The sequence below is a fragment of the Limnohabitans sp. genome (assembly GCF_038134685.1).
Classification (GTDB): Bacteria; Pseudomonadota; Gammaproteobacteria; order Burkholderiales; family Burkholderiaceae_C; genus Limnohabitans_A.
In genome coordinates this window covers 94,446-118,804 of the sequence record NZ_JAYPVP010000003.1, presented here as the reverse complement: position 1 = coordinate 118,804, position 24,359 = coordinate 94,446, and the positions used below count along the sequence as shown (strand labels likewise).

Below are 24,359 nucleotides of genomic sequence, written 5' to 3'. Positions count from 1 at the left end.
CCTTAAGCCCGATCACCCAGTCAGCAGGGGGCAGTTGCCCGGCCACTTTGTCCGGCCACTCCATCAGCTTCAGACCGGGGCCGGCAAAGATATCCCTGAAGCCTGCATCCTCCCACTCCTGCGGATCGCTGAAACGGTAAAAATCAAAGTGCCAGACGGGCCACAGGCCTTGCGGACCTTGGGCTTCGTGCGGCTCCACCACAGCATAGGTTGGGCTTTTGATGCGGCCTTGCACACCCGCCGCGCGCAGCAAGTGGCGCACAAAAGTGGTTTTACCTGCGCCCAGGTCGCCTCGCAGCTCGATGCAGGCGTCCAGGCCACCCGGCCAGCGCATCAAAGCGTCAGCCAGTTGGCTCGCAAAAACCTGGGTGTCCTCTTCGCTGCGCCAAAGGCCGCGCCAGTGGCTGGGGGAGGGCGCAGCGCCTTCGCTACCTACAATGGTCGGGTGAGTACCGGACATCGACAAATTGATCCTCAAAAACTGTGGGCCCAGATCCAGGATTGGGCGCGTGATTTGCAATTGTCCCAAATTGCGGTGGCCCCGGTGGATTTGTCCGATGCCGAGCCGGGTTTACTGGCCTGGCTGGAAGCCGGTTTCCATGGCCAGATGCATTACATGCAGTCGCACGGCCTCAAGCGCGCACGGCCTGCCGAGCTGGTGCCAGGCACAGTGAGCATCATTACTGCACGCATCGATTACCTGCCGGATGGCACTCCCTCTGACTGGGTCGATCGCGAGCTGGCACGCCACACGCGTTCGGGTGAAGCCGTGGTGTCCATCTACGCCCGGGGACGGGATTACCACAAGGTCTTGCGCCAGCGCCTGCAGCAGTTGGCCGAACGCATTGCGCAGGAAGTCGGCCCCTTCGGGCACCGCGCCTTTACTGACTCTGCCCCGGTGCTGGAAGTCGAGCTGGCGCAGCGCTCGGGGCTGGGCTGGCGGGGAAAACACAGCTTGCTGCTCTCGCGCGAAGCGGGCTCCCTATTTTTCTTGGGTGAACTGTTTGTGGACCTGGCGTTGCCAGCCACGCCCAGCGTCAGCGCGCATTGCGGCCAGTGCGAGGCCTGCATGAAGTTGTGCCCCACGCAAGCCATCGTGGCGCCTTACAAAGTGGATGCGCGGCGCTGTATTTCCTACCTGACGATTGAGCACGACGGCCCGATTGATGAAGCCCTGCGCCCCATGATCGGCAACCGGGTCTACGGCTGTGACGACTGCCAGCTGGTGTGTCCCTGGAACAAATTTGCGCAGACGCACCCCTTACCCGACTGGCAGCCGCGCGAGGGCATGAGTGGCAGCACCATCGCTCAGCTGCTGCAGTGGGACGAGACCACGTTTTTACGCCGCACCGAGGGCAGTGCCATTCGGCGCATAGGCCATGCGCGTTGGCTGCGCAACCTGGCGCTTGCCGCGGGCAATGCGATGGCGTCAGGGCAACTGACTGCGCAAGAAGCGCAAGCCTTGCGCCAGGCTCTGCAGCGTTGGGCGAAGCACCCTAACGAAGTCGTGCAAGAGCAGGTGCAGTGGTCGCTGGCGCAGGGCGCCGCAAGTCACGCCTGAATCAGGCCAGCACGCCCAGCGCAAAACTGAGGCTGCCCACGCCCAGCACGGTGGACAAAGTGACCAACCCGGCCACAAACGAACCGTTGTAGCCCATACGCGAAGCCAGCACATAGCAGCTGGACGCTGTGGGTAAGGCCGAGAAAGCCAGCAGCATCAGTGTTTGTTGCTGGCTCAAGCCCCACAGCCGTGCAATGCCCCAGGCCATGAGCGGCATGGCCAGGTGCTTGATGCCTAGCACCAGCACGCTCAGCAATTGTCCCTGACGCAAGCTGCCCAGCTGCATGCCAGCGCCTGCGGCCATCAAACCCAAGGCCACAGAGGCAGCGCCAATACGGCTCAGGGTGGGCGCGCTCCGTTCGGGAATTTGAAAGCCCGCCAGATTGGCCAGCAAGCCAGACAAGGTGGCCAGAATCAATGGGTTGCGGGCCAGCTCGCGCCAGATGTGCAAGTTGGCATGCCGCGCCATGGGCCAGACCGCGCCCACATTGAACAGCGGCACACACACGCCAATCAATACCGAAACCAGCTGCAGGCCTTGTGCACCCGCCAGCCGTTCGGCCAGAGCCAGGCCAATGAAAGAATTGAAACGAAACGCCACCTGCGCACTTGACGCATGGTCGCGCGCTTGCAGGTGCTTGCCCAGCCAGGGCCAGTAGGGAAGGCTGTAGGCCAGGGCAATAGCGCTCACGCCCAGACTCAGGCCTGCACCCATCATGCTCGAAGCCACCCTGACATCCATCGGGCTTTTGGTGATGGAGTAAAACAGCAGCACCGGAAAAAGAAAGTAATACACCAGCGACTCCACCGGCTGCCAGACGCTGCGGTCCAGCGCGGTGTAACGGCATAGCAGGTACCCGCACAAAATGAGCGAAAAGTCGGGGAAAAGCAGTTGGGCGTAGTTCATGGAGCAACTCTTGTGCAAGGCAAGGGTATCATCCCCGCGCATGGATGCTGCGGACACCGCCCTGATCGATCGCTTTGCCGATGCCTTGTGGCTCGAAGACGGTCTGTCGCCCAACACACTGGCGGCGTACAGGCGCGATCTGCAATTGTTGGCCGATTGGTTGCAACCTCAGGGGCTGGGTTTGCTCCAGGTGCAAGAGACGCAACTGCAAACCTACTTTGCCGAGCGCCACCCCAGCACCAAAGCCTCCACCGCCAACCGTCGCCTGACGGTGTTCAAGCGCTTTTACCGTTGGGCCCAGCGACAGAGTCTGTGCCCGCAAGACCCCACGCTGCGCATGCTGGCGGCCAAGCAGTCCATGCGCATGCCCAAAACCCTGAGCGAAGCGCAGGTGGACGCCTTGCTGAACGCGCCAGACACAAACGACGAGCTGGGCGTGCGCGACAAAGCCATGCTGGAGTTGATGTACGCCAGCGGTCTCCGTGTGAGCGAGCTGGTGGGCCTCAAAACCCTGCATGTGGCTTTGAACGAAGGGGTTTTGCGTGTGATGGGCAAAGGCAGCAAGGAGCGGCTGGTGCCCTTTGGCGAAGCCGCTGGCGACTGGCTGCAACGCTACATGCCCTTGCGACAGCAACTGCTGGGCTCGCGGCAGACGCAAGACTTGTTCATCACCAGCAGCGGCTCCAAGCCAGGTACGGCCATGTCACGCGTGATGTTCTGGAACCTGGTCAAGCGCTACGCGCTGCAAGCGGGCATCACCGCGCCGCTGTCACCGCATACCCTGCGCCACGCCTTTGCTACGCATCTGCTTAATCATGGGGCAGACTTGCGGGCCGTGCAAATGCTGCTGGGACACGCCGACATTTCCACCACCACCATCTACACCCATGTGGCCCGTGAACGGCTGAAGGTGCTGCATGCGCAGCACCACCCCAGGGGGTAGTCGTTCTGCTGGACAAGAAGCAAGGTAATGAAGTTTTGATTTCATCGCCTTGCGCAGCACCTTAGTAACTGCGTCGAGCACCGCCACCAAAATTGCCACCAAAGCCCCCGCTGCGTGGAGGGCGTGCTTCCATGGGGCGGGCCACGTTCACAATCAGATTGCGACCGCCAAAATTTTGCTCATTCAAGCCCTGGATGGCGGCTTGCGCCTCTTCTGCATTGGACATTTCGACAAAGCCAAAACCTTTGGAGCGGCCACTGTCGCGATCCATCATGACTTTGGCCGATTGAACTTGACCGTAGGCGGAGAATTCTTGTTGGAGGTCTTCGTCGCGCACCGAGTAAGACAGGTTGCCAACGTACAGTTTGTTGCTCATGGTGGAGCCTTTCAGAAAATGTGCCCACCGAAATTTCGGGCACGGGTTGATTGAATAAAACAGGAGGGCCGAAATCAGTGCTTGCGCTTGAACGCCGGCGCACCTGTTCGGGGGGCACGGTTTTCAAGATGGCGGAATGTGATGCGCCCCTTGGTCAAGTCGTAAGGTGACATTTCCAGAGTGATGTTGTCACCCGCCAGGATGCGGATGTTGTGTTTGCGCATTTTCCCGGCGGTGTAGGCGATCAATTTGTGCCCGTTTTCCAACGTGACGCGGTATCGCATGTCTGGCAAGACTTCATCGACCTTGCCCTTCATTTCAATCGCTTCTTCTTTGGCCATGTGGGGTTCCTTTGATGATGAAGTTCAGGTGAATGACGCAGGGTTGAGCATCCAGTAGCGTCCCTGTGCAGCTGCATAAACCAGCGCGCTGTCTTTGCTGGCGAAATCGGGCTTGAAGGTGTAGACGCGGTCGTGGGTTTGTGTGCCTTGACCTCTGCGGATGGAGAGGGCAGCGCTAAAGCGACCAGCGTTGTTCGAACGAATCAAGGGCGTAATCAGAAATTTGCCAACGGTAAATGGCAGTGAGGAAAAGGAAGACATAGGTAAATCAAACTAAACAAGGGCGGGGTGGCCCAGGGTCATGCGTGCAATTTGAATCAGCGCGCATGGGCAAAAGGGACGACGTGCTTGTCGCCAAAAAAGCTTGCCAAGAGAAAAGTGTGACCCCGAATGCGCTAGTGGTTGCTTAGCGGTGGGGCAGGTGTGCGGTGTTGGGGTACCGCTGCCCGTCAGACTTGATGCAGCGAAGGAAAGCAAATAACTGCATCAGTGGAGATTATACCTTTGTTATGAAACCCCATCCCCCGCCAGATAAGCCAGCTCTTCTTCGCTGAAACCGGCTGCCACCCGCGCAGGCGTGTTGAACGGCGGACGCAGGCGGGGGGCTTTGTACTGACGGGCCAGGTGTTTGTAATGAGCCACAGGCTCCAGGCCTTGCTGCTCGCAAAGCCAGCGGTACCAGCGGTTGCCAATATCGACATGGCCAATTTCGTCGCGCAGGATGATGTCCAGCTTGTCGCACACGGCCAGCGCTTGGGGTGTTGCTACTTTGCGCAGTCGCGCTTGAATCAGTGGTGTGGCGTCCAGGCCGCGTGCTTCCAGGGTGCGGGGCACCAGGGCCATGCGGGCGGTGATGTCATGGCGGGTTTTTTCGCACATTTCCCACAGGCCGTCGTGGGCGTCAAAGTCGCCGTAGGCGTAGCCCAGAGTGCCCAGTTGTTCGGTCAGCATGGCGTAGTGCAGGCATTCTTCGTGGGCCACGCGCAGCCAGTCGGTATAGAAGGCTTCGGGCATGTCCGCAAACTGCCAAATGGCGTCCAGCGCCAGGTGAATGGCGTTGAATTCAATATGGCAAATGGCGTGAACCAGCGCCCCTAGGCCTTGTGCGGTGTAAGGGCTGCGGTGGGGGACCAGGCCGGGGTCAATCAGTTTGGGCAGGGGCGGGCGCCCAGGCAGCTCGGGCAGTTCAGACAGTTGGTCGGGCCCTGGCCCTTGCCAGTGTGTGTCAATGTGCAGGGAGCCCGCTTGGTGCGCAGCCCACAGCGCCGCCACTGCCTCCAATTTGGGGGCAATGCTGGGGGCTTGGAGAATGGCCAGGGCTTGGGAACGCAGCTGCATCTTTACAATTGTAGGCAGCAACACCACGGAGAACCCCATATGAGCCTTTACAGCCTGGCCGGCAAAAAGCCCCAAGTCGCGCTCACCGCCTGGGTGGCTGGCAACGCCCAGGTCATGGGCGATGTGCAGGTGCAGGCCGGGGCCAGCATCTGGTTTTCTGCCGTGGTGCGGGGCGACAACGACCCCATTGTCATTGGCGAAGGCAGCAATATTCAGGACGGCAGCGTGCTACACACCGATGTGGGCTCGCCCCTGACCATTGGCAAGAACGTGACGGTGGGCCACATGGTCATGCTGCATGGCTGCACGATTGGCGACGAGTCGCTGGTCGGTATTGGCGCTGTGGTGCTCAATGGTGCAGTCATTGGCAAAAACTGCCTGGTGGGCGCAGGCTCATTGGTGACCGAGGGCAAGGTGTTTGAAGACGGCTCCATGATTCTGGGCTCGCCCGCCAAGGTGGTGCGCAAGCTCACACCCGAACAAATCGAGGGTCTGCGCAACAGCGCACGCCACTATCAGGAAAACGCGCAGCGCTATCAACAGACGCTGCAGGAAATCTAATGTCAGAACTTCATAAATTCATTTTCGATGGCAAGCCCGTGCGTGGCATGCTGGTGCGCCTGACCGACGCCTGGCAGGACATTCTGGCGCGCCGCGCGGCCAACCGTGACACCGGTGCCTACCCACAAGCCGTGAGCGAATTGCTGGGCGAAATGGCGGCTGCTGGTGTGCTGATGCAAGGCAACATCAAGTTCAACGGTGCGCTGGTGCTGCAGATTTTTGGCGACGGCCCTGTCAAGGTGGCGGTGGCTGAGGTGCAACCCGACTTTGCCTTGCGCGTGACGGCGACGCTGACCAGCGCTGTGGACGAGAACGCTGGTTTGCCCGACATGGTCAACCCCGGTGGCCAAGGCCGATGCGCCATCACGCTGGACCCGAAAGACCGCTTGCCAGGCCAGCAGCCCTACCAGGGCGTGGTGTCGCTGGTGGACGAGCAGGGCCAGTCTCTGAACCAGCTCAACGAGGTGCTGGAGCAGTACATGCGCCAGTCCGAGCAGTTGGACACGGTGCTGGTACTGGCTGCTGACGACAAGGTGGCTGCAGGTTTGTTGATCCAGAGGCTGCCGGTGGAAGGCGAGGGCAACCTGGCGGGTACCGCCCAGCCTTCAGCGCAGGCGCAAGATATCGAGCAGGCGTTTGAGCACATTGCCATTTTGTCGCGCAGCCTCAAGCGCGAGGAGTTGTTGGAGCTCGATCCCATGACCATCCTGCACCGCCTGTTCTGGGAAGAGCCGGTGCGTTTGCTCGAAAGCTTCAAGGACGACACAGCGCCGCGTTTTGCCTGCAGCTGCAGCCGCGAACGCGTGTCGCGCATGATCCAGAGCCTGGGTCAGGACGAGGCGCAGTCCATTTTGGACGAGCAGGGCAAGATTGATGTGGGTTGCGATTTTTGCGGTGCCCACTATGTGTTTGATGCGGTGGATGTAGCGCAAACGTTCAACCCGGCCGCAACTTCTGGCGACAGCAGTGCCAGCCTGCATTAAGGCCTTCAAGCTGAGTTTGGGCGAGCCAGCAAGCCGGTAAAAAGTCGGTGCTCGCACTCTGGGTCGCTGCAGGACTCGCAGCGCCAGGGTGTGCGACCGCCATTGAGTGCAAATTGGCGTGACTGTGCTGTTGGGGTGTCAGTCTGCAAACGCAAAGCGACCAGAACGGTGTCCAAGCGTTGTGTGTCGCTGCCTTGCAAAATATGAAAAGAAACGCCGCTGCTGATCAAGGCTATCCTGCAGGCACGTTCGGCTGCCAGACTTTTCTGCATGCGTGGGTCTACGGAACTGTCCCATGCGGGAGGGTGTGACCACAAAAACAAGGCGTCTTGGTTGAGGGTGTCGGGCAGGTTCAGGCAGCGCAACAACCACTGGGTGCCTGGCTCGCGTTGCTGGAGTTGCTGCTCCAGGCGGGTCATGAAAGCCTGTATTTCAGGAGTTTGCTCGGCCAGCAGCGTGATCTGGCGAGCCATGCTCACTTTGAAATCTGGACCAGGATTTCACCGGGCTTGACCATGCCCAGTTCGTGGCGGGCGCGCTCCTCGACCATGCTCATGCCTTCCTTGAGGTCAGTCACTTCGGCGTTGATCTGGGTATTGCGAAGTCGCGCGGCTTCATTGTCCTGCGATTTTTCTTTCAAATCGGCTTCCAGACTGGAGACTGCTGGCAGGCCGCCTTTGCCCAGCCACAGCTGCGCCTGGAGCAGCAAGAGCAGCACCAGGAGCAGGGCAGGGACAAAACGGCGGCCCACAGCGGTCAGGACTTACCGAAGGTTGTAAAACGCGGCGCGGCCGGGGTACACGGCCACATCGCCCAGGTCTTCTTCAATGCGCAGCAGCTGGTTGTACTTGGCCATGCGGTCCGAGCGGCTGAGCGAGCCGGTCTTGATCTGGCCGGCGTTCAGGCCCACGGCGATGTCGGCGATGGTCGAGTCTTCGGTCTCGCCCGAGCGGTGGCTGATGACGGCGGTGTAGCCCGCGCGCTTGGCCATTTCGATGGCTTCAAAGGTTTCGGTCAGGGTGCCGATCTGGTTGATCTTGATGAGGATCGAGTTGGCAATGCCCTTGTCGATGCCTTCCTTGAGGATCTTGGTGTTGGTCACGAACAGGTCGTCACCCACCAGCTGCACCTTGTCACCGAGCTTTTCGGTGATGTGCTTCCAGCCGTCCCAGTCGCCCTCGGCCATGCCGTCTTCGATGGAGATGATGGGGTACTTGTCGACCCAGGTGGCCAGCATGTCGGTCCACTGCTCGGCGGTGAGGGCAATGCCGCCTTCGCCTTCCAAAACGTACTTGCCATCCTTGTAGAACTCGCTGGCGGCGCAGTCCAGGCCCAGGGCGATCTGCTCGCCAGCGGTGTAACCGGCTTTGTCGATGGCTTGCAGGATCAGTTGCAGCGCAGCTTCGTGGTTTTCGACGCTGGGGGCAAACCCACCTTCGTCGCCCACGGCGGTGCTGATGTGCTTGTCGTGCAGGATGGCTTTGAGCGCGTGGAAGACTTCCGCGCCCCAACGCAGGGCTTCGCGGAAAGACGGTGCACCCACGGGGATGATCATCAGCTCTTGCAGGTCGAGCGAGTTGTTGGCGTGGGCGCCACCGTTGATGATGTTCATCATCGGCACGGGCAGTTCTTTGCCAGCCATGCCGCCGAAATAGCGGTACAGGGGCAGGCCAGCTTCTTCGGCAGCGGCACGGGCCACGGCCATGGACACGGCCAGCATCGCGTTGGCGCCCAGGCGGCTCTTGTTGTCGGTGCCGTCCAGGTCGATCAGGGTCTTGTCCAGGAAGGCTTGCTCGGAGGCGTCCAGGCCCAGCACGGCTTCGGAGATTTCGGTGTTGATGTGCTCGACGGCCTTGAGCACGCCCTTGCCCAGGTAACGGCTCTTGTCGCCGTCACGCAGTTCGATGGCTTCGCGGCTGCCGGTGGAGGCGCCAGACGGCACGGCGGCGCGGCCCATCACGCCGGACTCCAGCAACACGTCACATTCGACGGTGGGGTTGCCTCGGCTGTCCAGGATTTCGCGGCCGACGATATCAACGATTGCACTCATGTATGACTCTCTTGAATGTTGAAAAATTGAAACTTAAACGCCTTCAACCACCACCATGCGCATCACGCCAGCGCCTTCGCGCAGGCTGCGTGCATGGGTGTAGGTTTGGCTGTTGTAAAACGCCTTGGCTTTGTCCATTGACTCAAACGCCAGCAACACCAGGCGACTGGGTGTCCAGGGGCCTTCCAGCACTTCAAAGGCACCGCCACGCACCAGAACTTGTGCGCCGTGTTCCTGCATGGCTTTGGTGGACCACTCGCGGTAGTTGGCCATTTTTTCGGCGTCTGTGACGGTGACGTCGGCAATGATGTACGCAGTCATTGGAAATTTTCTTCCAGCAAGGGATTCTTTTTGGTGACGGAATCGAGTTGCACCAGGGTTTCGAGCAGGGCCTTCATCTTGCCCAGTGGCACAGCGTTGGGACCGTCAGACCAGGCCTCGGCCGGGCGCGGATGGGTTTCCATGAACAGGCCAGCCACACCCACGGCCACGCCTGCACGGGCCAGCACAGGCACCATTTCGCGGGCACCGCCGCTGCTGGTGCCCTGGCCTCCGGGTTTCTGCACCGAGTGCGTCACGTCAAACACCACCGGGGCACCGCTCTTGCGCATTTCGGCCAGACTGGTCATGTCAGCCACCAGGTTGTTGTAGCCAAAGCTCACGCCGCGTTCGCAGGCCAGGAAGCGGTCTTCAGACAGGCCGGCTTCGCGGGCAGCATCGCGGGCTTTGTCGATCACATTCTTCATGTCCCAGGGGGCGAGGAACTGGCCCTTCTTGATGTTGACCGGCTTGCCCGATTTGGCCACGGCGCGGATGAAGTCCGTCTGGCGGCACAAAAAGGCGGGAGTCTGCAGTACATCGACCACGCTGGCGACTTCGGCCACCTGGGATTCGTCGTGCACATCGGTCAGGATTGGCAGGCCCAGTTGCTTGCGCACCTCGGCCAGGATCTTCAGGCCAGCGTCGATGCCTACGCCACGCTTGGTGTTGCCGGACGAGCGGTTGGCCTTGTCGAACGAGCCTTTGTAGATCAGGGGAATGCCCAAGGGTTCGCAAGCCTCCTTGAGGCGGCCAGCGACTTCCATGGACATTTCCAAGCCTTCGATCGAGCAGGTACCCGCGATCAGAAAAAAGGGTTTGTCCAGTCCGACTTCAAATCCGCACAGTTGCATGACGATCTCCTTCAGGCCGCTTTGAGCTGCTTGCCCTTGCCCTGACGTTCAACAGCCGCCTTGATGAAGGCGTTGAACAGCGGGTGGCCGTCCCAGGGGGTGGACTTGAACTCGGGGTGGAACTGCACGCCCACGTACCAGGGGTGCACGTCCTGCGGCAGCTCCACAATTTCGGTCAGCTGCTCGCGCTGGGTCAGCGCCGAAATCACCAGACCGGCCGCACGCAGCTTGTCCAGGTAATTGACGTTGGCCTCGTAGCGGTGGCGATGGCGCTCGGTGACCACGTCACCGTAGATCTGGTGCGCCAGCGTACCCTTGGCCACGTCCGAGCTTTGCGCGCCCAGGCGCATGGTGCCACCCAGGTCGGAGTTGGCATCGCGCTTCTGGATGGAGCCGTCGGCGTCCTTCCACTCGTTGATCAGGGCGATCACGGGGTAGGGGGTTTCGGGCTCGAACTCGGTGGAGTTGGCGTTCTTCATACCCGCTTTGTGGCGTGCGTATTCGATCGTAGCCACTTGCATGCCCAGGCAAATGCCTAAATAGGGCAGCTTGTTTTCGCGGGCGAACTGGGCCGTGAGGATCTTGCCTTCGACGCCGCGCTTGCCAAAGCCGCCGGGCACCAGGATGCCGTCGTACTTGGCCAACTGCGCTTGTGTGGCGTTGCTGATGGTTTCGGAGTCCAGGTGCTCGATCTTGACGCGCACATGGTTGCGCAGGCCCGCGTGCTTGAGCGCTTCGTTGACCGATTTGTAGCTGTCGGTCAGCTCAACGTACTTGCCCACCATGGCAATCGTGACTTCGCCTTGCGGGTGCTCGGTTTCGTAGACCAGATCGTCCCAGCGCTTGAGGTTGGCGGGCGGCGTGTTCAGGCGCAGCTTGTCGCAGATCAGGCCGTCCAGGCCCTGCTCGTGAAGCACGCGCGGCACTTTGTAGATGGTGTCCACGTCGGGCATGGAGATCACGCCCCAGCCTTGCACGTTGGTGAAGAGAGAGATTTTTTCGCGCTCTTCATCCGGAATGAGGCGGTCGGCACGGCACAGCAGGGCGTCGGGCTGGATGCCGATTTCGCGCAGTTTTTGCACCGTGTGCTGGGTGGGCTTGGTCTTGAGCTCGCCAGCCGTGGCGATCCAGGGCAGGTAGGTCAGGTGCACAAAGGCGGCGTTATTGGGCCCCAGGCGCAGGCTGAGCTGGCGCACGGCTTCCAAAAACGGCAGGGACTCGATGTCGCCCACAGTGCCACCGATCTCGACGATGGCTACGTCCACGGCTTCGGGCGTGTCAAAACCGGCGCCGCGCTTGACGAAGTCCTGGATTTCGTTGGTGACATGGGGGATGACCTGCACGGTCTTGCCCAGGTAGTCGCCACGGCGCTCTTTTTCGAGCACGCTCTTGTAAATCTGTCCGGTGGTGAAGTTGTTGGCCTTCTTCATCCGGGTGTTGATGAAGCGCTCGTAGTGGCCCAGATCCAGGTCGGTCTCGGCGCCGTCATCGGTCACGAACACTTCGCCGTGCTGGAACGGGCTCATGGTGCCGGGGTCGACGTTGAGGTAGGGGTCGAGCTTGATGAGGGTGACTTTGAGGCCGCGCGATTCGAGGATCGCGGCCAAGGATGCGGAAGCGATGCCCTTGCCCAGGGAAGACACCACGCCGCCAGTGACGAAGACGAATTTGGTCATGTCCAGAACGGGAGTCTTGCGCTCCCGGTAGGTGGAAATCGTGATTATAGACAGTCAGGTCTGCTACATTCGCACGCATGAGCACATTGGCTGGAAAACACATTGTTTTGGGCTTGTCGGGCGGCATTGCGGCGTACAAATCGGCCGAGCTGTGCCGCGCCCTGGTCAAGGCCGGGGTGACGGTGCAGGTGGTGATGACCGAGGCGGCCGAGCATTTCATGACCGCCGTGACCCTGCAGGCCTTGTCGGGCCGACCGGTTTACACCTCACAGTGGGATGCCCGTGAGGGCAACAACATGGCACACATCAACCTGAGCCGTGAGGCTGATGCGATTGTGGTGGCGCCGGCAAGTGCTGATTTCATGGCCAAGCTGCTACACGGACGTGCAGACGATCTGCTCAGCCTGATGTGCCTGGCGCGCCCCATTGACCAGGTTCCCTTGATCGTGGCGCCGGCCATGAACCGCGAAATGTGGGCCAATCCGGCCACGCAGCGCAATGTCGCGCAGCTGCGTGTTGACGGCGTGCATATGCTGGATGTCGGGCAGGGCGACCAGGCTTGCGGCGAAACGGGTGATGGGCGCATGCTCGAAGCCGACGAGATTCTGGAGGACCTGGAAGCGTTCTTCACACCCAAAGTGCTGGCAGGCCGGCAGTTGCTGGTCACGGCGGGGCCGACCTACGAAGCCATTGACCCGGTGCGCGGCATCACCAACCTCTCCAGCGGCAAAATGGGCTTTGCGATTGCCCGAGCCGCCCACATGGCCGGCGCCCATGTCACGCTGGTGGCCGGCCCGGTGAGCCTGCCCACGCCCCGAGGCGTGCGCCGTGTGGATGTGCGCTCGGCGCGAGACATGCTGCAGGCGGTCGAGCAGAACGTTGGCGCTGCCCAGGTCTTCATTTCGACCGCAGCCGTGGCCGACTGGCGCCCGGCTACCTCGGCTGACCAGAAGATCAAGAAAGACGGTTCGGGTCAGACGCCGCAACTGGGATTTGTGGAGAACCCGGACATTCTGGCCACGGTGGCGAAATCGCCGCGTGCGCAGGCGGGGGAGCTGTTTTGCGTGGGCTTTGCCGCCGAAAGCCACGACTTGCTGGCGCATGCCACCGCCAAACGCGAGCGCAAAGGCGTGCCGCTGCTGGTGGGCAACATCGGCCCGGCTACGTTTGGCCAGGACGACAACGCCTTGCTCTTGGTGGATGCGCAAGGCGCTCGCGAATTGCCGCATGCCAGCAAACAAGTGCTGGCCACTCAACTCATTGAAGATATTGCCCGCCGACTGGGCGCGCTGAAAGCCTGAGACACATGGAACTCGACGTCAAAATTCTGGATGCGCGCATGCGCGACCAATTGCCCCAATACGCCACGCCTGGCAGCGCCGGGTTGGACCTGCGCGCTTGTCTGGATGCGCCTTTGACGCTGGCCCCCAATGCCTGGCAGCTGGTGCCCACGGGCATTGCCATTCACCTCAAGGACCCTGGCTACGCCGCCATGCTGCTGCCGCGCTCAGGTCTGGGCCACAAGCATGGCATTGTGCTGGGTAACTTGGTGGGCCTGATTGACAGCGACTACCAGGGCCAGCTGATGGTGAGTTGCTGGAACCGCAGCGATGTGAGCTTCACCATTGAGCCGATGGAGCGTATTGCACAGATGGTCATCGTGCCTGTGGTGCAGGCACGTTTCAATGTTGTGGAAGACTTTGGCGATGTGACCGAACGTGGAGCAGGCGGTTACGGTTCAACCGGCAAGCAGTAAATCTCAGTGCAGGGTGTGGCCGTCTGAGGACGATTCTTCGCCCACTTCGATTTTGAAGAAACCCGTGCCGCAAGTGCCGCGGCCCACTTCGTCCACTGTGGCTTCGCGCACAGAGGCCACCTGAACGCGCAGGCGCAGCGCAATGCCTGCCAAGGGGTGGTTGCCGTCCAGCACCACATGGTCGGGATAGAGCTGGGCAATGGTGTAGAGCACGTTGCGCGGGGCGTCAGGGTTGCAGCCTTGGGGCAGGGCGGTGCCTTCGATGGTCAGGCCTTCTTCGACTTCGGCGGGGAACAGCAAGCGCGGTTCCAGAAAGATGAGTTGGTCGTTGAAGTCGCCAAAAGCGTCTTCGGGTTCCAGGTGCAGGTCGAGTTTGGCACCTGCGGCATGGCCCTGCAGGGCTTCTTCGATTTTGGGCAGCAGGTCGGCGCCGCCGACCAAAAACTCCACGGGTTCGTCGAGGACGTCCAGGGTCTCGCCCAAGGTGTCCATCAGGGTCCAGGTCAGTGCGACCACGCAAGGTGATTTGATTTCCATACGACAATTGTCGCAGTTTGTCTTGCCTCTGAAAGCGCACCTATGGATATCCAGCAGCCTTTGACCTTGCTGGGCGGTCTCTCGCCCGAGCGTTTCATGAAAACCTATTGGCACAAAAAGCCTTTGTTGATCCGTCAGGCCATCCCCGGTTTTCAGGCCTTTTTGAGCCGCAAGGATCTGGTGGAGATGGCTGCGCGCGAAGATGTGGAGTCGCGCTTGATCGTGCATGGTGCGAAAGGCTGGAGCCTCAAGCATGGTCCCTTGGCGCGCCGCAGCTTGCCGCCGTTTACACAGAAGAAGTGGACGTTTCTGGTGCAGGGCGTGGACTTGCACGACGACCGTGCGCACGATTTGCTGCAGCAGTTTCGATTTGTGCCCGACGCACGTCTGGACGATTTGATGATCAGCTACGCCACCGATGGCGGCGGCGTGGGCCCGCACTTTGACAGTTACGACGTGTTCCTGTTGCAGGCCCACGGCAAGCGCCGCTGGCGCATTGGTCGCCAGAAAGACCTGAGCTTGCAGGAGGGTGTGCCGCTCAAGATTCTGGACAACTTTGTGCCCGAAGAAGAGTTCGTGTTGGAGCCTGGCGACATGCTGTACCTGCCCCCGAAGTGGGCGCACGACGGCATTGCCGAGGGCGAGTGCATGACCTGGTCGATCGGGTTTCGTTCGCCCAACGAAGCCGAGTTGGCCGCCGAGCTGGTGTCCGGTCTTGCGCAGGAGGCGGCCGATCTGGTGGGTGAGGCCATGTACCGCGACCCCAAACAAGTTGCGGTCACCCAGCCGGCGGCCATGCCTGCTCAGCTGCAGGACTTTGCGGCGCAGGCCGTTCGCAAGCTGGTCAATCAGCCGCAATGGCTGCAAACCCTGCTGGGCGAGTACATGACCCAGGCCAAGTCGGGCGTGTGGTTTGATGGCGAAGGCTTTGATGTCAGCCAGGGCGTGGCCCTCGATCGTCGCACCCGCATGATGTACGACAAGCGCCAGATCTACATCAATGGGGACAGTTTTCGCGTAGGTGGTGCCGATGGACGACTGCTGCGTCAGTTGGCAGACCAGCGCCAACTGGGGGCCGACAAGGTGGCCAAACTCAGTCCTGATGCGCAAGCGGCATTGCAGGATTGGGCCGATAACGGATGGCTCAAAACCTTGTAAATGTGCAGACGTAAATTTCTGTAACCAAAGCCCTAGGAGAGGCTACGGGTTTGCCCTTAATGCCGCTAGAATCGCGTCTGAACATGAGGCACCGCAATGCCGCATGCTCAAACCGGGGTGAAAGCCTCGGGCAATTTCCGGAAATTGTTTTACATCCTTTCAAGGACCTCAAAATGAAAAAATCTCTCGTTCTGGCTACCCTGATCGCTGCTGCTGCTCTGGCTGCTTGTGGCAAAAAAGAAGAAGCCGCTGCTCCTGCTGCTCCCGCTCCTGCTGCTGCCCCCGCAGCCGCTCCTGCTGCTGATGCCGCCGCTCCTGCTGCTGCCCCTGCAGCCGCTCCTGCTGCTCCCGCAGCTGCTGAAGGCGAGAAGAAGTAATTCTTCGTCGTTGAATGCCGGTGCTTTGCATCGGCACTTCAGCCAAGAAAAAGCCCGCCAATTGGCGGGCTTTTTCTTTGGGGAGATTGTCTGGATATCAGCGAATCTCGGGCGCCAGAAGTTTGAGGATCTTGGTAGCGTTGTCCGCTGACTCAGGCTGGCCTTGCTCGTTGAGCACCTGCACCAGGCTGCCCGTGCCTTGTGCGGACACAGCAATGCGGTACTTGTTCAGCACAGGACCTTCAGACTTTTTGCTGCCGAACATACGGGCAAAGAAGCCGGGTTGTTCTTGCCCTGTACCAGAGACATAACGCACAAAGTAAATGCCTTTTTGGCGGTCGCGGTCTTCTACTGTGAAACCGGTGCGGTCCAGGGCCACACCCACGCGGCGCCAGGTTCGCTCCAGATCATCGGTCAGGACAATACCAGGCTGACCTTGTTGCACACTCACTTGTGCGCTGGCAGGGGCGGTAGCGGCTTGACCCGCTGTTGAAGCTGCTTTGGCTTGTTCTGGCGTTGCACCCAGCTGGACCATCAGGCGGCGCAGAAATTCAATTTCCAGTTCCGGATCGTTGGCGCCGGGCATCCAGATCGTGCGTTCTTTTTGCTGGTCTGCGTATTCTTCGACCATGCGGCGATGGGTGACGTAAATTTCCACGCCTTTGGCTGTGCGCTCGACACGGGTGCGGAAGCGGTCACGTTCGCCGGTGGAGTACAGCGAGTCCAACACCTTGCCCAGGGTCTTGCGGATGAAATCCTGGGGCAGTTTGGCACGATTCTCTGCCCAGTCGGTTTCCATGATGCCGATATCGGGAGCGTCTGTGGTCAACACGAAGCCGTTGTCGCTCCAGAACTTGCGCAGGGGTTCCCACAGCTTGTCCGCTGGGCGCTGTACCACCAGGTAGCGCTGCTGCCCGTTTCGCTGCATGCTGACATCGCCCATGCTGTTGGCGGCGGTGCCAGCATCCTTGACTTGTGCTGCGGCGCTCATGAAGCCCGAAGCAGTAGCCGATGTGCTTTGCAGCACATAGCGCGAATCCTTGGTCAGCTGCGTCAGGTCTGGAGGCACTTCCAGGCTGCTGGCAGGTTTGGCGCTTTTGTAATCGACTTTGCCTTCTTCCAGAACAGAGCAGGCCCCTAAGGTGCCCGTCAGGGTCAGGGCCAGAATCAGGCGCGGGGTGGATGTTGCGTTCATGCGCGAAGCTTCCTCAAAGGGGTTCAGAGCAGGTTGGCAGCTTTGAGTGCTGCTTCCACCACTGGGCGCTGTCCTTCGGACAGTTCGGTCAACGGCAGGCGAATGGCCGAGCCACACAGGCCCATGCGTGCAGCGGCCCATTTGACCGGGATGGGGTTGGCTTCCACAAAGAGGGCTTTGTGCACCGGCATCAGTTCAAACTGCAGCTTCATGGCGGTGGTGATGTCACCGCGCGCAGCGGCTACGCACAGCTCGTGCATTTTGCGAGGGGCAATGTTGGCCGTCACGCTGATGTTGCCAGCGCCGCCCATCAGGATCAGCGCCACGGCTGTGGGGTCGTCGCCCGAGAAGACGGCAAAGCTCCTGGGCAGGTCGCGAATGAGCCATTGGGCGCGCTCGAGGTTGCCGGTGGCTTCCTTGATGCCGATGATGCCAGGCACTTTGGACAGGCGCACCACGGTGTCGTGCTGCAGATCGGCCACGGTACGACCTGGCACGTTGTAGAGCACCACGGGCAGTTTGGGCGTGGCTTCGGCAATGGCCTTGAAATGCTGGAACAGGCCCTCTTGCGTGGGCTTGTTGTAGTAGGGAACCACCTGCAGCTGGGCGTCAGCGCCAATGGATTCGGCGTACTTGGCCAGAGCAATGGCTTCAGAAGTGGAGTTGGCGCCACAGCCGGCAATGATGGGGATGCGCTTGGCTGCTTGTTCGACCGAGACGCGCAGGATCTCGCGGTGTTCCTCCACGTTGACCGTGGGCGACTCGCCCGAGGTGCCAACGATCACCAGGGCATCGGTGCCTTCCGCGACATGCCAGTCGATGAGTTTTCGAAGGGCTGCGTAGTCCACGCTGCCGTTGTCTTGCATGGGGGTGATCAGGGCAGGAATGCTGCCTTTGAGGGAAAGGGAAGCTTGGGTCATGTCGGGCTCTAGTACAGGCTCGGTGAATCTGAAAATACCATTCTAGCGAGTCGCCAGGGGCCAAGGCGCGTTTTCCTGGCTGGCGATGGCGACAATGCGTTGCACATAACGGTCTGGATTGGATGCAAAACCCTGCTCAAACGCCACCACATGCAGGCCAGCGCACACTTCAAGCAACTCGCCACGGCGTAGCAGGAACTCGGGTCGGGCCGGACGACCCACGGTTTCGTTCCCTTCTGCAAAGGTTTCGTACAGCAGCACACCATCGGGCTTGAGGCTGCCCAGCAAGGACGGCCATAACGGGCGCCACAGGTAATTGGTGACGACCACAGCATCGAACTTTTGGGTCAAGGGCCAGGGGTTTTTTTCCACATCCGCTTGCAGCACTGGGCCGTATGCACTGGCGGTTTGCAGGGCTGCAGCGTCGCGGTCCACGCCCAAAACGGTGTGGCCAAGTTGCTGGAGAAACTGCATATGACGACCGTGCCCGCAGGCCAGATCCAGAACCTGGCTGTTTGGGGGTAGCAGGTGGCTCCAGCGTTCGATCCAGGGCGATGGTGTGGTGGAGTGGTGCATTGCCGTGTTCAGAAACAGGCCCACAACTGGTCGGCCATGGAAATCACAAAGTCCGGGCGCAAGTACAGCAAGGACACCAGTAACAGGGCCAGCACGATGCCTGCCCAGACCCATGCCTTGCGCCAGAAAAGGTCGCGCATGGCTCAGGCCGCTTTCAGTTGCGGGCGGCGAATCGCCGACTCGTTGACCGGCAGGTTGACCAGCGCGGCGAACACGCCCAGGGCAATGGCCAGGTACCAGACGATGTCGTAGCTGCCGGTTTTGTCATACAGATAACCGCCGAGCCACACGCCCATGAAAGAACCGATCTGGTGGCTGAAGAAAACAAAGCCACCCAGCATGGACAGATGGGCTACGCCAAAGATCTGTGCCACTGCAGCGGTGGTGGGGGGGACAGTGGATAGCCACAACAGTCCCATGACGGCAGAGAACAGGTACACGCTGGTGGGCGTGAGCGGGGCCAGCAGGAACAGCACAATGCACACCGATCTGGCAAAGTAGATGAAAGCCAGGATTTTTTTCTTGGCCAGCTTCTGGCCCAGCGCGCCAGCAGCGTAGGTGCCAAAGACATTGAACAAGCCAATCAAGGCCAGCGCAAAGCTGGCCACTTGAGGGGCCAGACCATGGTCCTTGAGGTAGCTGGGCATGTGCACGCCAATGAACACCACCTGAAAGCCGCACACAAAGTAACCGGCCATCAGCAGCTGGAAGCTGCGGTAGCCAAAGGCTTCGCGCAGGGCTTGGGTGATGGTTTGTTCACGGTGTGCACTGGCCAGCCCCAGCGCTGGCTCGCGAAGGCCCAAAGCCAGTGGGGCCATGATCAAGGCGGCGGCGGCCAGAATCAGCAAGGCTTCTTGCCAACCGAACTGGCTGATCAGCATGCCTTCTGTGGGGACCATCAGGAACTGACCAAAAGAGCCCGCGGCTGCGGCCACGCCCATGGCCCAGGAGCGACGCTCGGGCGGGACGTTGCGGCCAATCACGCCATAGACCACGGCGTAGGTGGTGCCCGACTGCGCCAGACCAATCAATACACCGGTGGAGACGATGAAGGGCAGCACCTCGCTGGCCTGTGCCATGCCGACGAGGCCCAGTGCGTAGCAAGCCGCACCCACGGCGATGACGCGGAAAGCACCAAATCGGTCAGCCAGCATGCCGGCAAAGATACCGAAAAAGCCCCAGGACAGGTTTTGTATCGCCATGGCCAGTGCAAAGTCTTCGCGGCCCCAGTTCTGGGCCTGGGTAATGGGTTGCAGCCACAGGCCAAAGCCGTGGCGGATGCCCATGGACAAAGTGACGATGGCAGCGCCGCAGGCCAGCACCTGCGCAAGGGAAAGCGGTTTGTGTTGCATGCCCGAGACTGTACCTAAAGCCGCACCACTTTGCGGTCGCGAGCCGGACTCGAATTTGGAGCTGTGTATTTATCCAGTTATTGCTGCTTGTTCCCACTACAATCGCCGCCATGGCAACACAAAGCGAATACTCCGAAGGTTCTATCCGGGTCCTCAAGGGCCTGGAACCGGTCAAGCAGCGGCCGGGCATGTACACCCGCACCGACAACCCTCTGCACATCATCCAGGAAGTACTGGACAACGCTGCCGACGAAGCGCTGGCGGGCTATGGCAAAAAGATCAAGGTCACGCTGCACGGCGATGGCTCGGTCAGCGTCGAGGACGATGGTCGCGGCATCCCGTTTGGCCTGCACCCTGAAGAAAAAGCGCCGGTCATCGAGCTGGTCTTCACCCGCCTGCACGCGGGCGGCAAGTTCGACAAGGGCTCGGGCGGTGCTTACAGCTTCTCGGGCGGCCTGCACGGCGTGGGCGTGAGCGTGACGAATGCGCTGGCCAAGCGGCTCGAAGCCACCAGCCACCGCGAAGGCCAGGTGGCCACGCTGGTGTTCTCGGGCGGCGATGTGGTCGAACCACTGGTGGCGCGTGCCCAACAGGCGGGCGACCGCAGGCAGGGCACCACGGTGCGCGTCTGGCCCGATGCCAAATACTTTGATTCGCCTGCGCTGCCCATGGGCGAGCTGGTGCACCTGCTGCGCAGCAAGGCGGTGCTGATGCCCGGCGTGAGCGTCACGCTGGTCAACGAGAAAAACAAAGAAACGCAAAACTGGCAATACAAGGGCGGCCTGGGCGACTACCTGGGCCAGACCCTGAGTGCGGACCCGGTGATCCCGATGTTTGCCGGCGAGGGCTATGCCGACAAGAGCCACGACAGTTTTGCCGAAGGCGAGGGCGCGGCCTGGGCCGTGGCTTTCACCGAAGAGGGTGCGCCGGTGCGCGAGAGCTACGTCAATCTGATTCCGACGCCCGCGGGTGGCACGCACGACAGCGGCCTGCGCGACGGCCTGTTCAACGCCGTCAAGAGCTTCATTGAACTGCACAGCCTGCTGCCCAAGGGCGTCAAGCTGCTGCCCGAAGACGTGTTTGCCCGCGCCAGCTATGTGCTGAGCGCCAAGGTGCTGGATCCGCAGTTCCAGGGTCAGGTCAAGGAGCGCTTGAATTCGCGCGACGCGGTGCGGCTGGTGTCGAGCTTTGTGCGCCCGGCGCTCGAGCTCTGGCTCAACCAACATGTGGACTATGGCAAAAAGCTGGCTGAACTGGCCATCAAGGCCGCGCAGACGCGCCAGCGCGCCGGTCAGAAGGTCGAAAAGCGCAAGAGCTCGGGCGTGGCGGTGCTGCCTGGCAAACTCACGGATTGCGAGAGCCGCGACATCAGCCACAACGAGGTGTTTCTGGTCGAGGGCGATTCCGCCGGGGGCAGCGCCAAGATGGGCCGCGACAAGGAGTGTCAGGCCATTCTGCCGCTGCGCGGCAAGGTGCTCAACACCTGGGAGGTCGAGCGCGACCGCCTGTTTGCCAACACCGAAATCCACGACATCTCGGTGGCCATTGGTGTGGACCCGCACGGGCCCCATGACACGCCGGACCTGAGCGGTCTGCGCTACGGCAAGATCTGCATCCTGTCGGACGCCGACGTAGACGGCTCGCACATTCAGGTGCTGCTGCTGACGCTGTTCTTCCGCCATTTCCCCAAGCTGATCGATGCAGGCCATGTGTATGTGGCACGCCCGCCGCTGTTCCGCGTGGACGCCCCGGCGCGTGGCAAAAAACCGGCGACCAAGATGTACGCGCTCGACGAAGGTGAGCTGACGGCCATTCTGGACAAACTGCGCAAGGACGGCGTGGCCGAGGGCAAGTGGAGCATCAGCCGCTTCAAGGGCCTGGGCGAGATGAGTGCCGAGCAGCTGTGGGAAACCACGCTCAACCCAGATACCCGCCGCCTGCTGCCGGTTGAACTGGGCCCCTTGGACCTGGCCGCCACCGAAAACCTCATGACCCAGCTCATGGGCAAAGGCGAAGCCGCCGCCCGCCGCGAGTTGATGGAATTGCACGGTGACTCCATTGAAATTGACGTCTGAAATTTTGCTGTCATCGCGAGGTACGACCCGATCTGTAGATGGCTGCGCTGCGCTTGCCATGACGGCTTACTTCTTTGAATGGCTCCATGACCACTGATCTGTTGACTCCCGAACCCGTTGCTTCGCCCGAGGGCGACCACTTGGGTGCTTACGCGCAGCGCGCCTATCTCGAATACGCTTTGAGCGTCGTCAAGGGCCGCGCCTTGCCCGATGTGTGCGACGGCCAAAAGCCGGTGCAGCGACGCATTCTTTACTCGATGGACCGCATGGGTCTGGGCTACAGTGGTCCCAACCGGGCCACGGCCGCCAAGCCAGTCAAGAGCGCCCGCGTGGTGGGCGATGTGCTGGGCCGTTACCACCCACACGGCGACACAGCCGCGTACGACGCGCTGGTGCGCATGGCGCAGGATTTTTCGCAGCGCTACCCGCTGATCGACGGGCAGGGCAACTTTGGCTCGCGTGACGGCGATGGCGCAGCCGCCATGCGTTACACCGAGGCGCGGCTGTCGCGCATCACCAGCTTGTTGCTCGACGAAATCGACATGGGCACGGTGGACTTCGTACCCAACTACGACGGCTCCACCGAAGAGCCCAGCCAGCTGCCTGCCCGCTTGCCCTTCACGCTGCTCAATGGCGCGAGCGGCATTGCCGTGGGCCTGGCCACCGAGATCCCCAGCCACAACCTGCGCGAAGTGGCCGACGCCTGCGTGGCGCTGGTCAGGAACGACAAGCTCAGCGACGAAGAGCTGCTCGCCATCATTCCCGGTCCAGACTACTGCGGCGGCGGGCAGATCATCAGTCCGGCCAGCGACATTGCCGATGCGTACCGCACAGGACGCGGCAGCCTGAAGGTGCGGGCGCGCTGGAAGATCGAAGACCTGGCGCGTGGCCAGTGGCAGCTGGTGGTGACCGAGTTGCCGCCGGGCGTCAGCAGCCAGAAGGTCCTCGAAGAAATCGAGGAGCTGACCAACCCCAAGGTCAAGGCCGGTAAGAAGGCGCTTACGCAGGACCAGCAACTGCTCAAGGCCAGCATATTGGCGGTGCTGGATGTCGTGCGCGACGAGTCGAGCAAGGATGCGCCGGTGCGTCTGGTGTTCGAGCCCAAGACCAGCAAGATCGAACAGCAGGAACTCATCACCGCGCTGCTGGCGCACACCAGCCTGGAAACTTCGGCGCCGATCAACCTCACCATGGTGGGCATCGATGGCAAGCCGGTGCAAAAGTCGCTGCGCCAGATCCTGTCCGAGTGGATCAGCTTCCGTCAGACCACCATCACCCGCCGCAGCCAGCACCGGCTGGCCAAGGTACTGGACCGCATCCACATCCTCGAAGGCCGGCAGCTGGTGCTGCTCAACATCGACGAGGTGATCCACATCATCCGCAACTCGGACGAGCCCAAGGCCGCGCTGATCGAACGCTTCAAGCTCTCGGACCGTCAGGCCGAAGACATTCTGGAAATCCGTCTGCGCCAGCTTGCGCGTCTGGAAGCGATCAAGATCGAGCAGGAGCTGTCGGAGCTGCGCGGCGAACAGGCCAAGCTCGAAGAAATCCTGGGCAGCCCCGCCGCGCTGCGCCGCCTGATGGTCAAGGAGATCGAGCAGGACGCCAAGACCTTTGCCGACGCCCGCCGCACCCTGATTCAGGAAGAGAAAAAAGCCGTGGCCGAGGTCAAGGTGGTGGACGAGCCGGTCACCGTGGTGATCAGCCAGAAGGGCTGGGTGCGTGCGCGTACCGGCCATGGGCATGAGGCCAGCAGCTTCGCCTTCAAGGCAGGCGACGGTTTATACGGCACTTTCGAATGCCGCACCGTAGACCAGATGATTGTGTTTGGAACCAATGGTCGCGTGTACAGCGTGCCCGTGGCCGCGTTGCCCGGTGCACGAGGCGATGGCCAGCCCATCACCACACTGATTGATCTGGAGAGCGGCACCCAACCTGCCCATTACTTTGCCGGGCCTCTGAGCGCCACGCTGCTGCTGTCGGGATCGGGCGGCTACGGCTTTCTGGCCACAGTCGAAGGCCTGGTCTCGCGCAACAAGGGCGGCAAGAGCTTCATCAGCCTCGGCGAGGGCGAAACCGTGTGCGCCCCCTCACATGTCAGCGGCTCCAGTGCGACGGTCAGCGCTGACAAGCCCGCGCTGCCTGCAGCCACCAGCGTCGCCTGCGCCAGCACGGGAGGTCGCATCCTGACCTTCGAAATCAGCGAACTCAAGCTGATGGAAAAGGGTGGTCGCGGCTTGATGCTCATCGACCTCGAGGCCAAAGACACCCTCGCTGGCGCAGCGGCCTACACGCGCAGCATCAAGATCGAGGGTATTGGCCGCGGCGGCAAGGAGCGCGAGGAAACCCTCGAAATCCGCAGCCTCAACAACGCCAAGGTCAGCCGCGCGAAAAAGGGCAAAGTGGCGGATCTGGGCTTTAAACCCAACAAAATTTCACGGGTTGAGTAAGTTGCCTGTTTTATGAGCACTGCGCTGCAAGCCTTGAGGCATCAGGTTTGCAGCG

At 61.2% G+C, this 24,359-nt stretch carries 27 protein-coding genes and 1 pseudogene; 10 read left to right on the top strand and 18 right to left on the bottom strand.

Annotation, left to right across the window (positions count from 1 at the left end):
- Nucleotides 1-460 (bottom strand): tRNA (adenosine(37)-N6)-threonylcarbamoyltransferase complex ATPase subunit type 1 TsaE (gene tsaE, locus AAFM15_RS02420; protein ID WP_371833067.1); only part of this gene is annotated, 460 nt, incomplete at its 3' end.
- On the opposite strand from tsaE, the gene queG reads away from it, so the two are divergent.
- Nucleotides 446-1,561, top strand: a complete 1,116-nt coding sequence (queG, locus tag AAFM15_RS02415; protein WP_341685101.1) for a tRNA epoxyqueuosine(34) reductase QueG — start codon at nucleotides 446-448, stop codon at nucleotides 1,559-1,561. The genes tsaE and queG overlap by 15 nt on opposite strands.
- Nucleotide 1,562: 1 nt before the next feature.
- On the opposite strand, the gene AAFM15_RS02410 is transcribed toward queG, so the two are convergent.
- Complete coding sequence (locus AAFM15_RS02410) at nucleotides 1,563-2,468, bottom strand: AEC family transporter (protein ID WP_341685100.1); 906 nt, start codon at nucleotides 2,466-2,468, stop codon at nucleotides 1,563-1,565.
- Nucleotides 2,469-2,508: 40 nt separating this feature from the next.
- On the opposite strand from AAFM15_RS02410, the gene xerD reads away from it, so the two are divergent.
- Nucleotides 2,509-3,411, top strand: a complete 903-nt coding sequence (xerD, locus tag AAFM15_RS02405) for a site-specific tyrosine recombinase XerD (protein WP_341685099.1) — start codon at nucleotides 2,509-2,511, stop codon at nucleotides 3,409-3,411.
- 79 nt (nucleotides 3,412-3,490) lie between these two features.
- On the opposite strand, the pseudogene AAFM15_RS02400 reads toward xerD, so the two are convergent.
- The 4 genes and pseudogenes from AAFM15_RS02400 to AAFM15_RS02385 form a co-directional block, all read right to left on the bottom strand.
- Nucleotides 3,491-3,787, bottom strand: a pseudogene (locus tag AAFM15_RS02400) (RNA recognition motif domain-containing protein); the annotation flags it as partial.
- Nucleotides 3,788-3,861: 74 nt separating this feature from the next.
- Entirely contained in the window at nucleotides 3,862-4,128 is a 267-nt protein-coding gene (gene infA, locus AAFM15_RS02395) for a translation initiation factor IF-1 (RefSeq protein ID WP_341685098.1), read from the bottom strand.
- A 24-nt stretch (nucleotides 4,129-4,152) separates the two neighbouring features.
- The gene (locus AAFM15_RS02390; protein WP_341685097.1) at nucleotides 4,153-4,389 is read right to left on the bottom strand and encodes a hypothetical protein; all 237 of its coding nucleotides are present in this window, start codon (nucleotides 4,387-4,389) and stop codon (nucleotides 4,153-4,155) included.
- Between the two features lie 246 nt (nucleotides 4,390-4,635).
- Nucleotides 4,636-5,466, bottom strand: coding sequence for a ferritin-like domain-containing protein (locus tag AAFM15_RS02385; protein ID WP_341685096.1), 831 nt, complete (start codon nucleotides 5,464-5,466; stop codon nucleotides 4,636-4,638).
- A gap of 39 nt (nucleotides 5,467-5,505) precedes the next feature.
- On the opposite strand from AAFM15_RS02385, the gene AAFM15_RS02380 reads away from it, so the two are divergent.
- Both AAFM15_RS02380 and AAFM15_RS02375 read left to right on the top strand, forming a co-directional pair.
- A complete protein-coding gene (locus tag AAFM15_RS02380; RefSeq protein ID WP_341685095.1) occupies nucleotides 5,506-6,027 on the top strand; it encodes a gamma carbonic anhydrase family protein in 522 nt (173 codons plus the stop codon).
- A complete protein-coding gene (locus AAFM15_RS02375) occupies nucleotides 6,027-7,010 on the top strand; it encodes an Hsp33 family molecular chaperone HslO (protein WP_341685094.1) in 984 nt (327 codons plus the stop codon). The genes AAFM15_RS02380 and AAFM15_RS02375 overlap by 1 nt, the downstream gene beginning before the upstream one ends.
- A gap of 5 nt (nucleotides 7,011-7,015) precedes the next feature.
- Here AAFM15_RS02375 and AAFM15_RS02370 read toward each other — a convergent pair whose 3' ends face one another.
- From AAFM15_RS02370 to AAFM15_RS02345, 6 genes are read right to left on the bottom strand one after another with little or no spacing between them, the layout of a single operon-like run.
- Complete coding sequence (locus AAFM15_RS02370) at nucleotides 7,016-7,483, bottom strand: hypothetical protein (protein ID WP_341685093.1); 468 nt, start codon at nucleotides 7,481-7,483, stop codon at nucleotides 7,016-7,018.
- A 2-nt stretch (nucleotides 7,484-7,485) separates the two neighbouring features.
- The gene (ftsB, locus tag AAFM15_RS02365) at nucleotides 7,486-7,761 is read right to left on the bottom strand and encodes a cell division protein FtsB (protein ID WP_341685092.1); all 276 of its coding nucleotides are present in this window, start codon (nucleotides 7,759-7,761) and stop codon (nucleotides 7,486-7,488) included.
- Nucleotides 7,762-7,773: 12 nt separating this feature from the next.
- On the bottom strand, nucleotides 7,774-9,060 hold the full coding sequence (gene eno / locus AAFM15_RS02360) for a phosphopyruvate hydratase (RefSeq protein ID WP_341685091.1): 1,287 nt from the start codon (nucleotides 9,058-9,060) through the stop codon (nucleotides 7,774-7,776).
- 33 nt (nucleotides 9,061-9,093) lie between these two features.
- Nucleotides 9,094-9,381 (bottom strand): DUF1330 domain-containing protein, encoded by a 288-nt coding sequence (locus tag AAFM15_RS02355; protein ID WP_341685090.1) that lies wholly within the window; start codon nucleotides 9,379-9,381, stop codon nucleotides 9,094-9,096.
- The gene (gene kdsA / locus AAFM15_RS02350) at nucleotides 9,378-10,232 is read right to left on the bottom strand and encodes a 3-deoxy-8-phosphooctulonate synthase (RefSeq protein WP_341685089.1); all 855 of its coding nucleotides are present in this window, start codon (nucleotides 10,230-10,232) and stop codon (nucleotides 9,378-9,380) included. Before kdsA ends, AAFM15_RS02355 begins: the two co-directional genes overlap by 4 nt.
- 11 nt (nucleotides 10,233-10,243) lie before the next feature.
- Nucleotides 10,244-11,908: a CTP synthase gene (locus tag AAFM15_RS02345; protein ID WP_341685088.1), complete on the bottom strand. Its 1,665-nt coding sequence runs from the start codon at nucleotides 11,906-11,908 to the stop codon at nucleotides 10,244-10,246.
- Between the two features lie 77 nt (nucleotides 11,909-11,985).
- Here AAFM15_RS02345 and coaBC point away from each other — a divergent pair, with 77 nt between their 5' ends.
- Both coaBC and dut read left to right on the top strand, forming a co-directional pair.
- Nucleotides 11,986-13,209 carry a bifunctional phosphopantothenoylcysteine decarboxylase/phosphopantothenate--cysteine ligase CoaBC gene (coaBC, locus tag AAFM15_RS02340; protein WP_341685087.1) on the top strand — a complete coding sequence of 408 codons (1,224 nt, stop codon included), beginning with the start codon at nucleotides 11,986-11,988 and terminating at the stop codon, nucleotides 13,207-13,209.
- Nucleotides 13,210-13,214: 5 nt separating this feature from the next.
- The gene (gene dut, locus AAFM15_RS02335; protein ID WP_341685086.1) at nucleotides 13,215-13,664 is read left to right on the top strand and encodes a dUTP diphosphatase; all 450 of its coding nucleotides are present in this window, start codon (nucleotides 13,215-13,217) and stop codon (nucleotides 13,662-13,664) included.
- Between the two features lie 3 nt (nucleotides 13,665-13,667).
- Here the strand turns inward: dut and AAFM15_RS02330 are convergent, their stop codons facing one another.
- A complete protein-coding gene (locus AAFM15_RS02330; RefSeq protein WP_341685085.1) occupies nucleotides 13,668-14,201 on the bottom strand; it encodes a peptidylprolyl isomerase in 534 nt (177 codons plus the stop codon).
- A 42-nt stretch (nucleotides 14,202-14,243) separates the two neighbouring features.
- On the opposite strand from AAFM15_RS02330, the gene AAFM15_RS02325 reads away from it, so the two are divergent.
- Nucleotides 14,244-15,359 carry a cupin domain-containing protein gene (locus AAFM15_RS02325; RefSeq protein WP_341685084.1) on the top strand — a complete coding sequence of 372 codons (1,116 nt, stop codon included), beginning with the start codon at nucleotides 14,244-14,246 and terminating at the stop codon, nucleotides 15,357-15,359.
- A gap of 173 nt (nucleotides 15,360-15,532) precedes the next feature.
- Nucleotides 15,533-15,736 (top strand): hypothetical protein, encoded by a 204-nt coding sequence (locus tag AAFM15_RS02320; protein WP_341685083.1) that lies wholly within the window; start codon nucleotides 15,533-15,535, stop codon nucleotides 15,734-15,736.
- 97 nt (nucleotides 15,737-15,833) lie between these two features.
- Here AAFM15_RS02320 and bamC read toward each other — a convergent pair whose 3' ends face one another.
- From bamC to AAFM15_RS02295, 5 genes are read right to left on the bottom strand one after another with little or no spacing between them, the layout of a single operon-like run.
- On the bottom strand, nucleotides 15,834-16,931 hold the full coding sequence (bamC, locus tag AAFM15_RS02315; RefSeq protein WP_341685082.1) for an outer membrane protein assembly factor BamC: 1,098 nt from the start codon (nucleotides 16,929-16,931) through the stop codon (nucleotides 15,834-15,836).
- A gap of 23 nt (nucleotides 16,932-16,954) precedes the next feature.
- The gene (gene dapA / locus AAFM15_RS02310) at nucleotides 16,955-17,851 is read right to left on the bottom strand and encodes a 4-hydroxy-tetrahydrodipicolinate synthase (RefSeq protein ID WP_341685081.1); all 897 of its coding nucleotides are present in this window, start codon (nucleotides 17,849-17,851) and stop codon (nucleotides 16,955-16,957) included.
- A gap of 42 nt (nucleotides 17,852-17,893) precedes the next feature.
- Nucleotides 17,894-18,427, bottom strand: coding sequence for a class I SAM-dependent methyltransferase (locus tag AAFM15_RS02305; protein ID WP_341685080.1), 534 nt, complete (start codon nucleotides 18,425-18,427; stop codon nucleotides 17,894-17,896).
- A gap of 8 nt (nucleotides 18,428-18,435) precedes the next feature.
- Nucleotides 18,436-18,567, bottom strand: coding sequence for a hypothetical protein (locus tag AAFM15_RS02300; protein ID WP_341685079.1), 132 nt, complete (start codon nucleotides 18,565-18,567; stop codon nucleotides 18,436-18,438).
- Between the two features lie 3 nt (nucleotides 18,568-18,570).
- Nucleotides 18,571-19,779, bottom strand: coding sequence for an MFS transporter (locus AAFM15_RS02295; protein WP_341685078.1), 1,209 nt, complete (start codon nucleotides 19,777-19,779; stop codon nucleotides 18,571-18,573).
- A gap of 110 nt (nucleotides 19,780-19,889) precedes the next feature.
- Here AAFM15_RS02295 and AAFM15_RS02290 point away from each other — a divergent pair, with 110 nt between their 5' ends.
- Nucleotides 19,890-21,854: a DNA topoisomerase IV subunit B gene (locus AAFM15_RS02290; protein WP_341685077.1), complete on the top strand. Its 1,965-nt coding sequence runs from the start codon at nucleotides 19,890-19,892 to the stop codon at nucleotides 21,852-21,854.
- Nucleotides 21,855-21,940: 86 nt separating this feature from the next.
- Nucleotides 21,941-24,304 carry a DNA topoisomerase IV subunit A gene (gene parC, locus AAFM15_RS02285; RefSeq protein WP_341685076.1) on the top strand — a complete coding sequence of 788 codons (2,364 nt, stop codon included), beginning with the start codon at nucleotides 21,941-21,943 and terminating at the stop codon, nucleotides 24,302-24,304.
- Nucleotides 24,305-24,359: the final 55 nt, after the last annotated feature.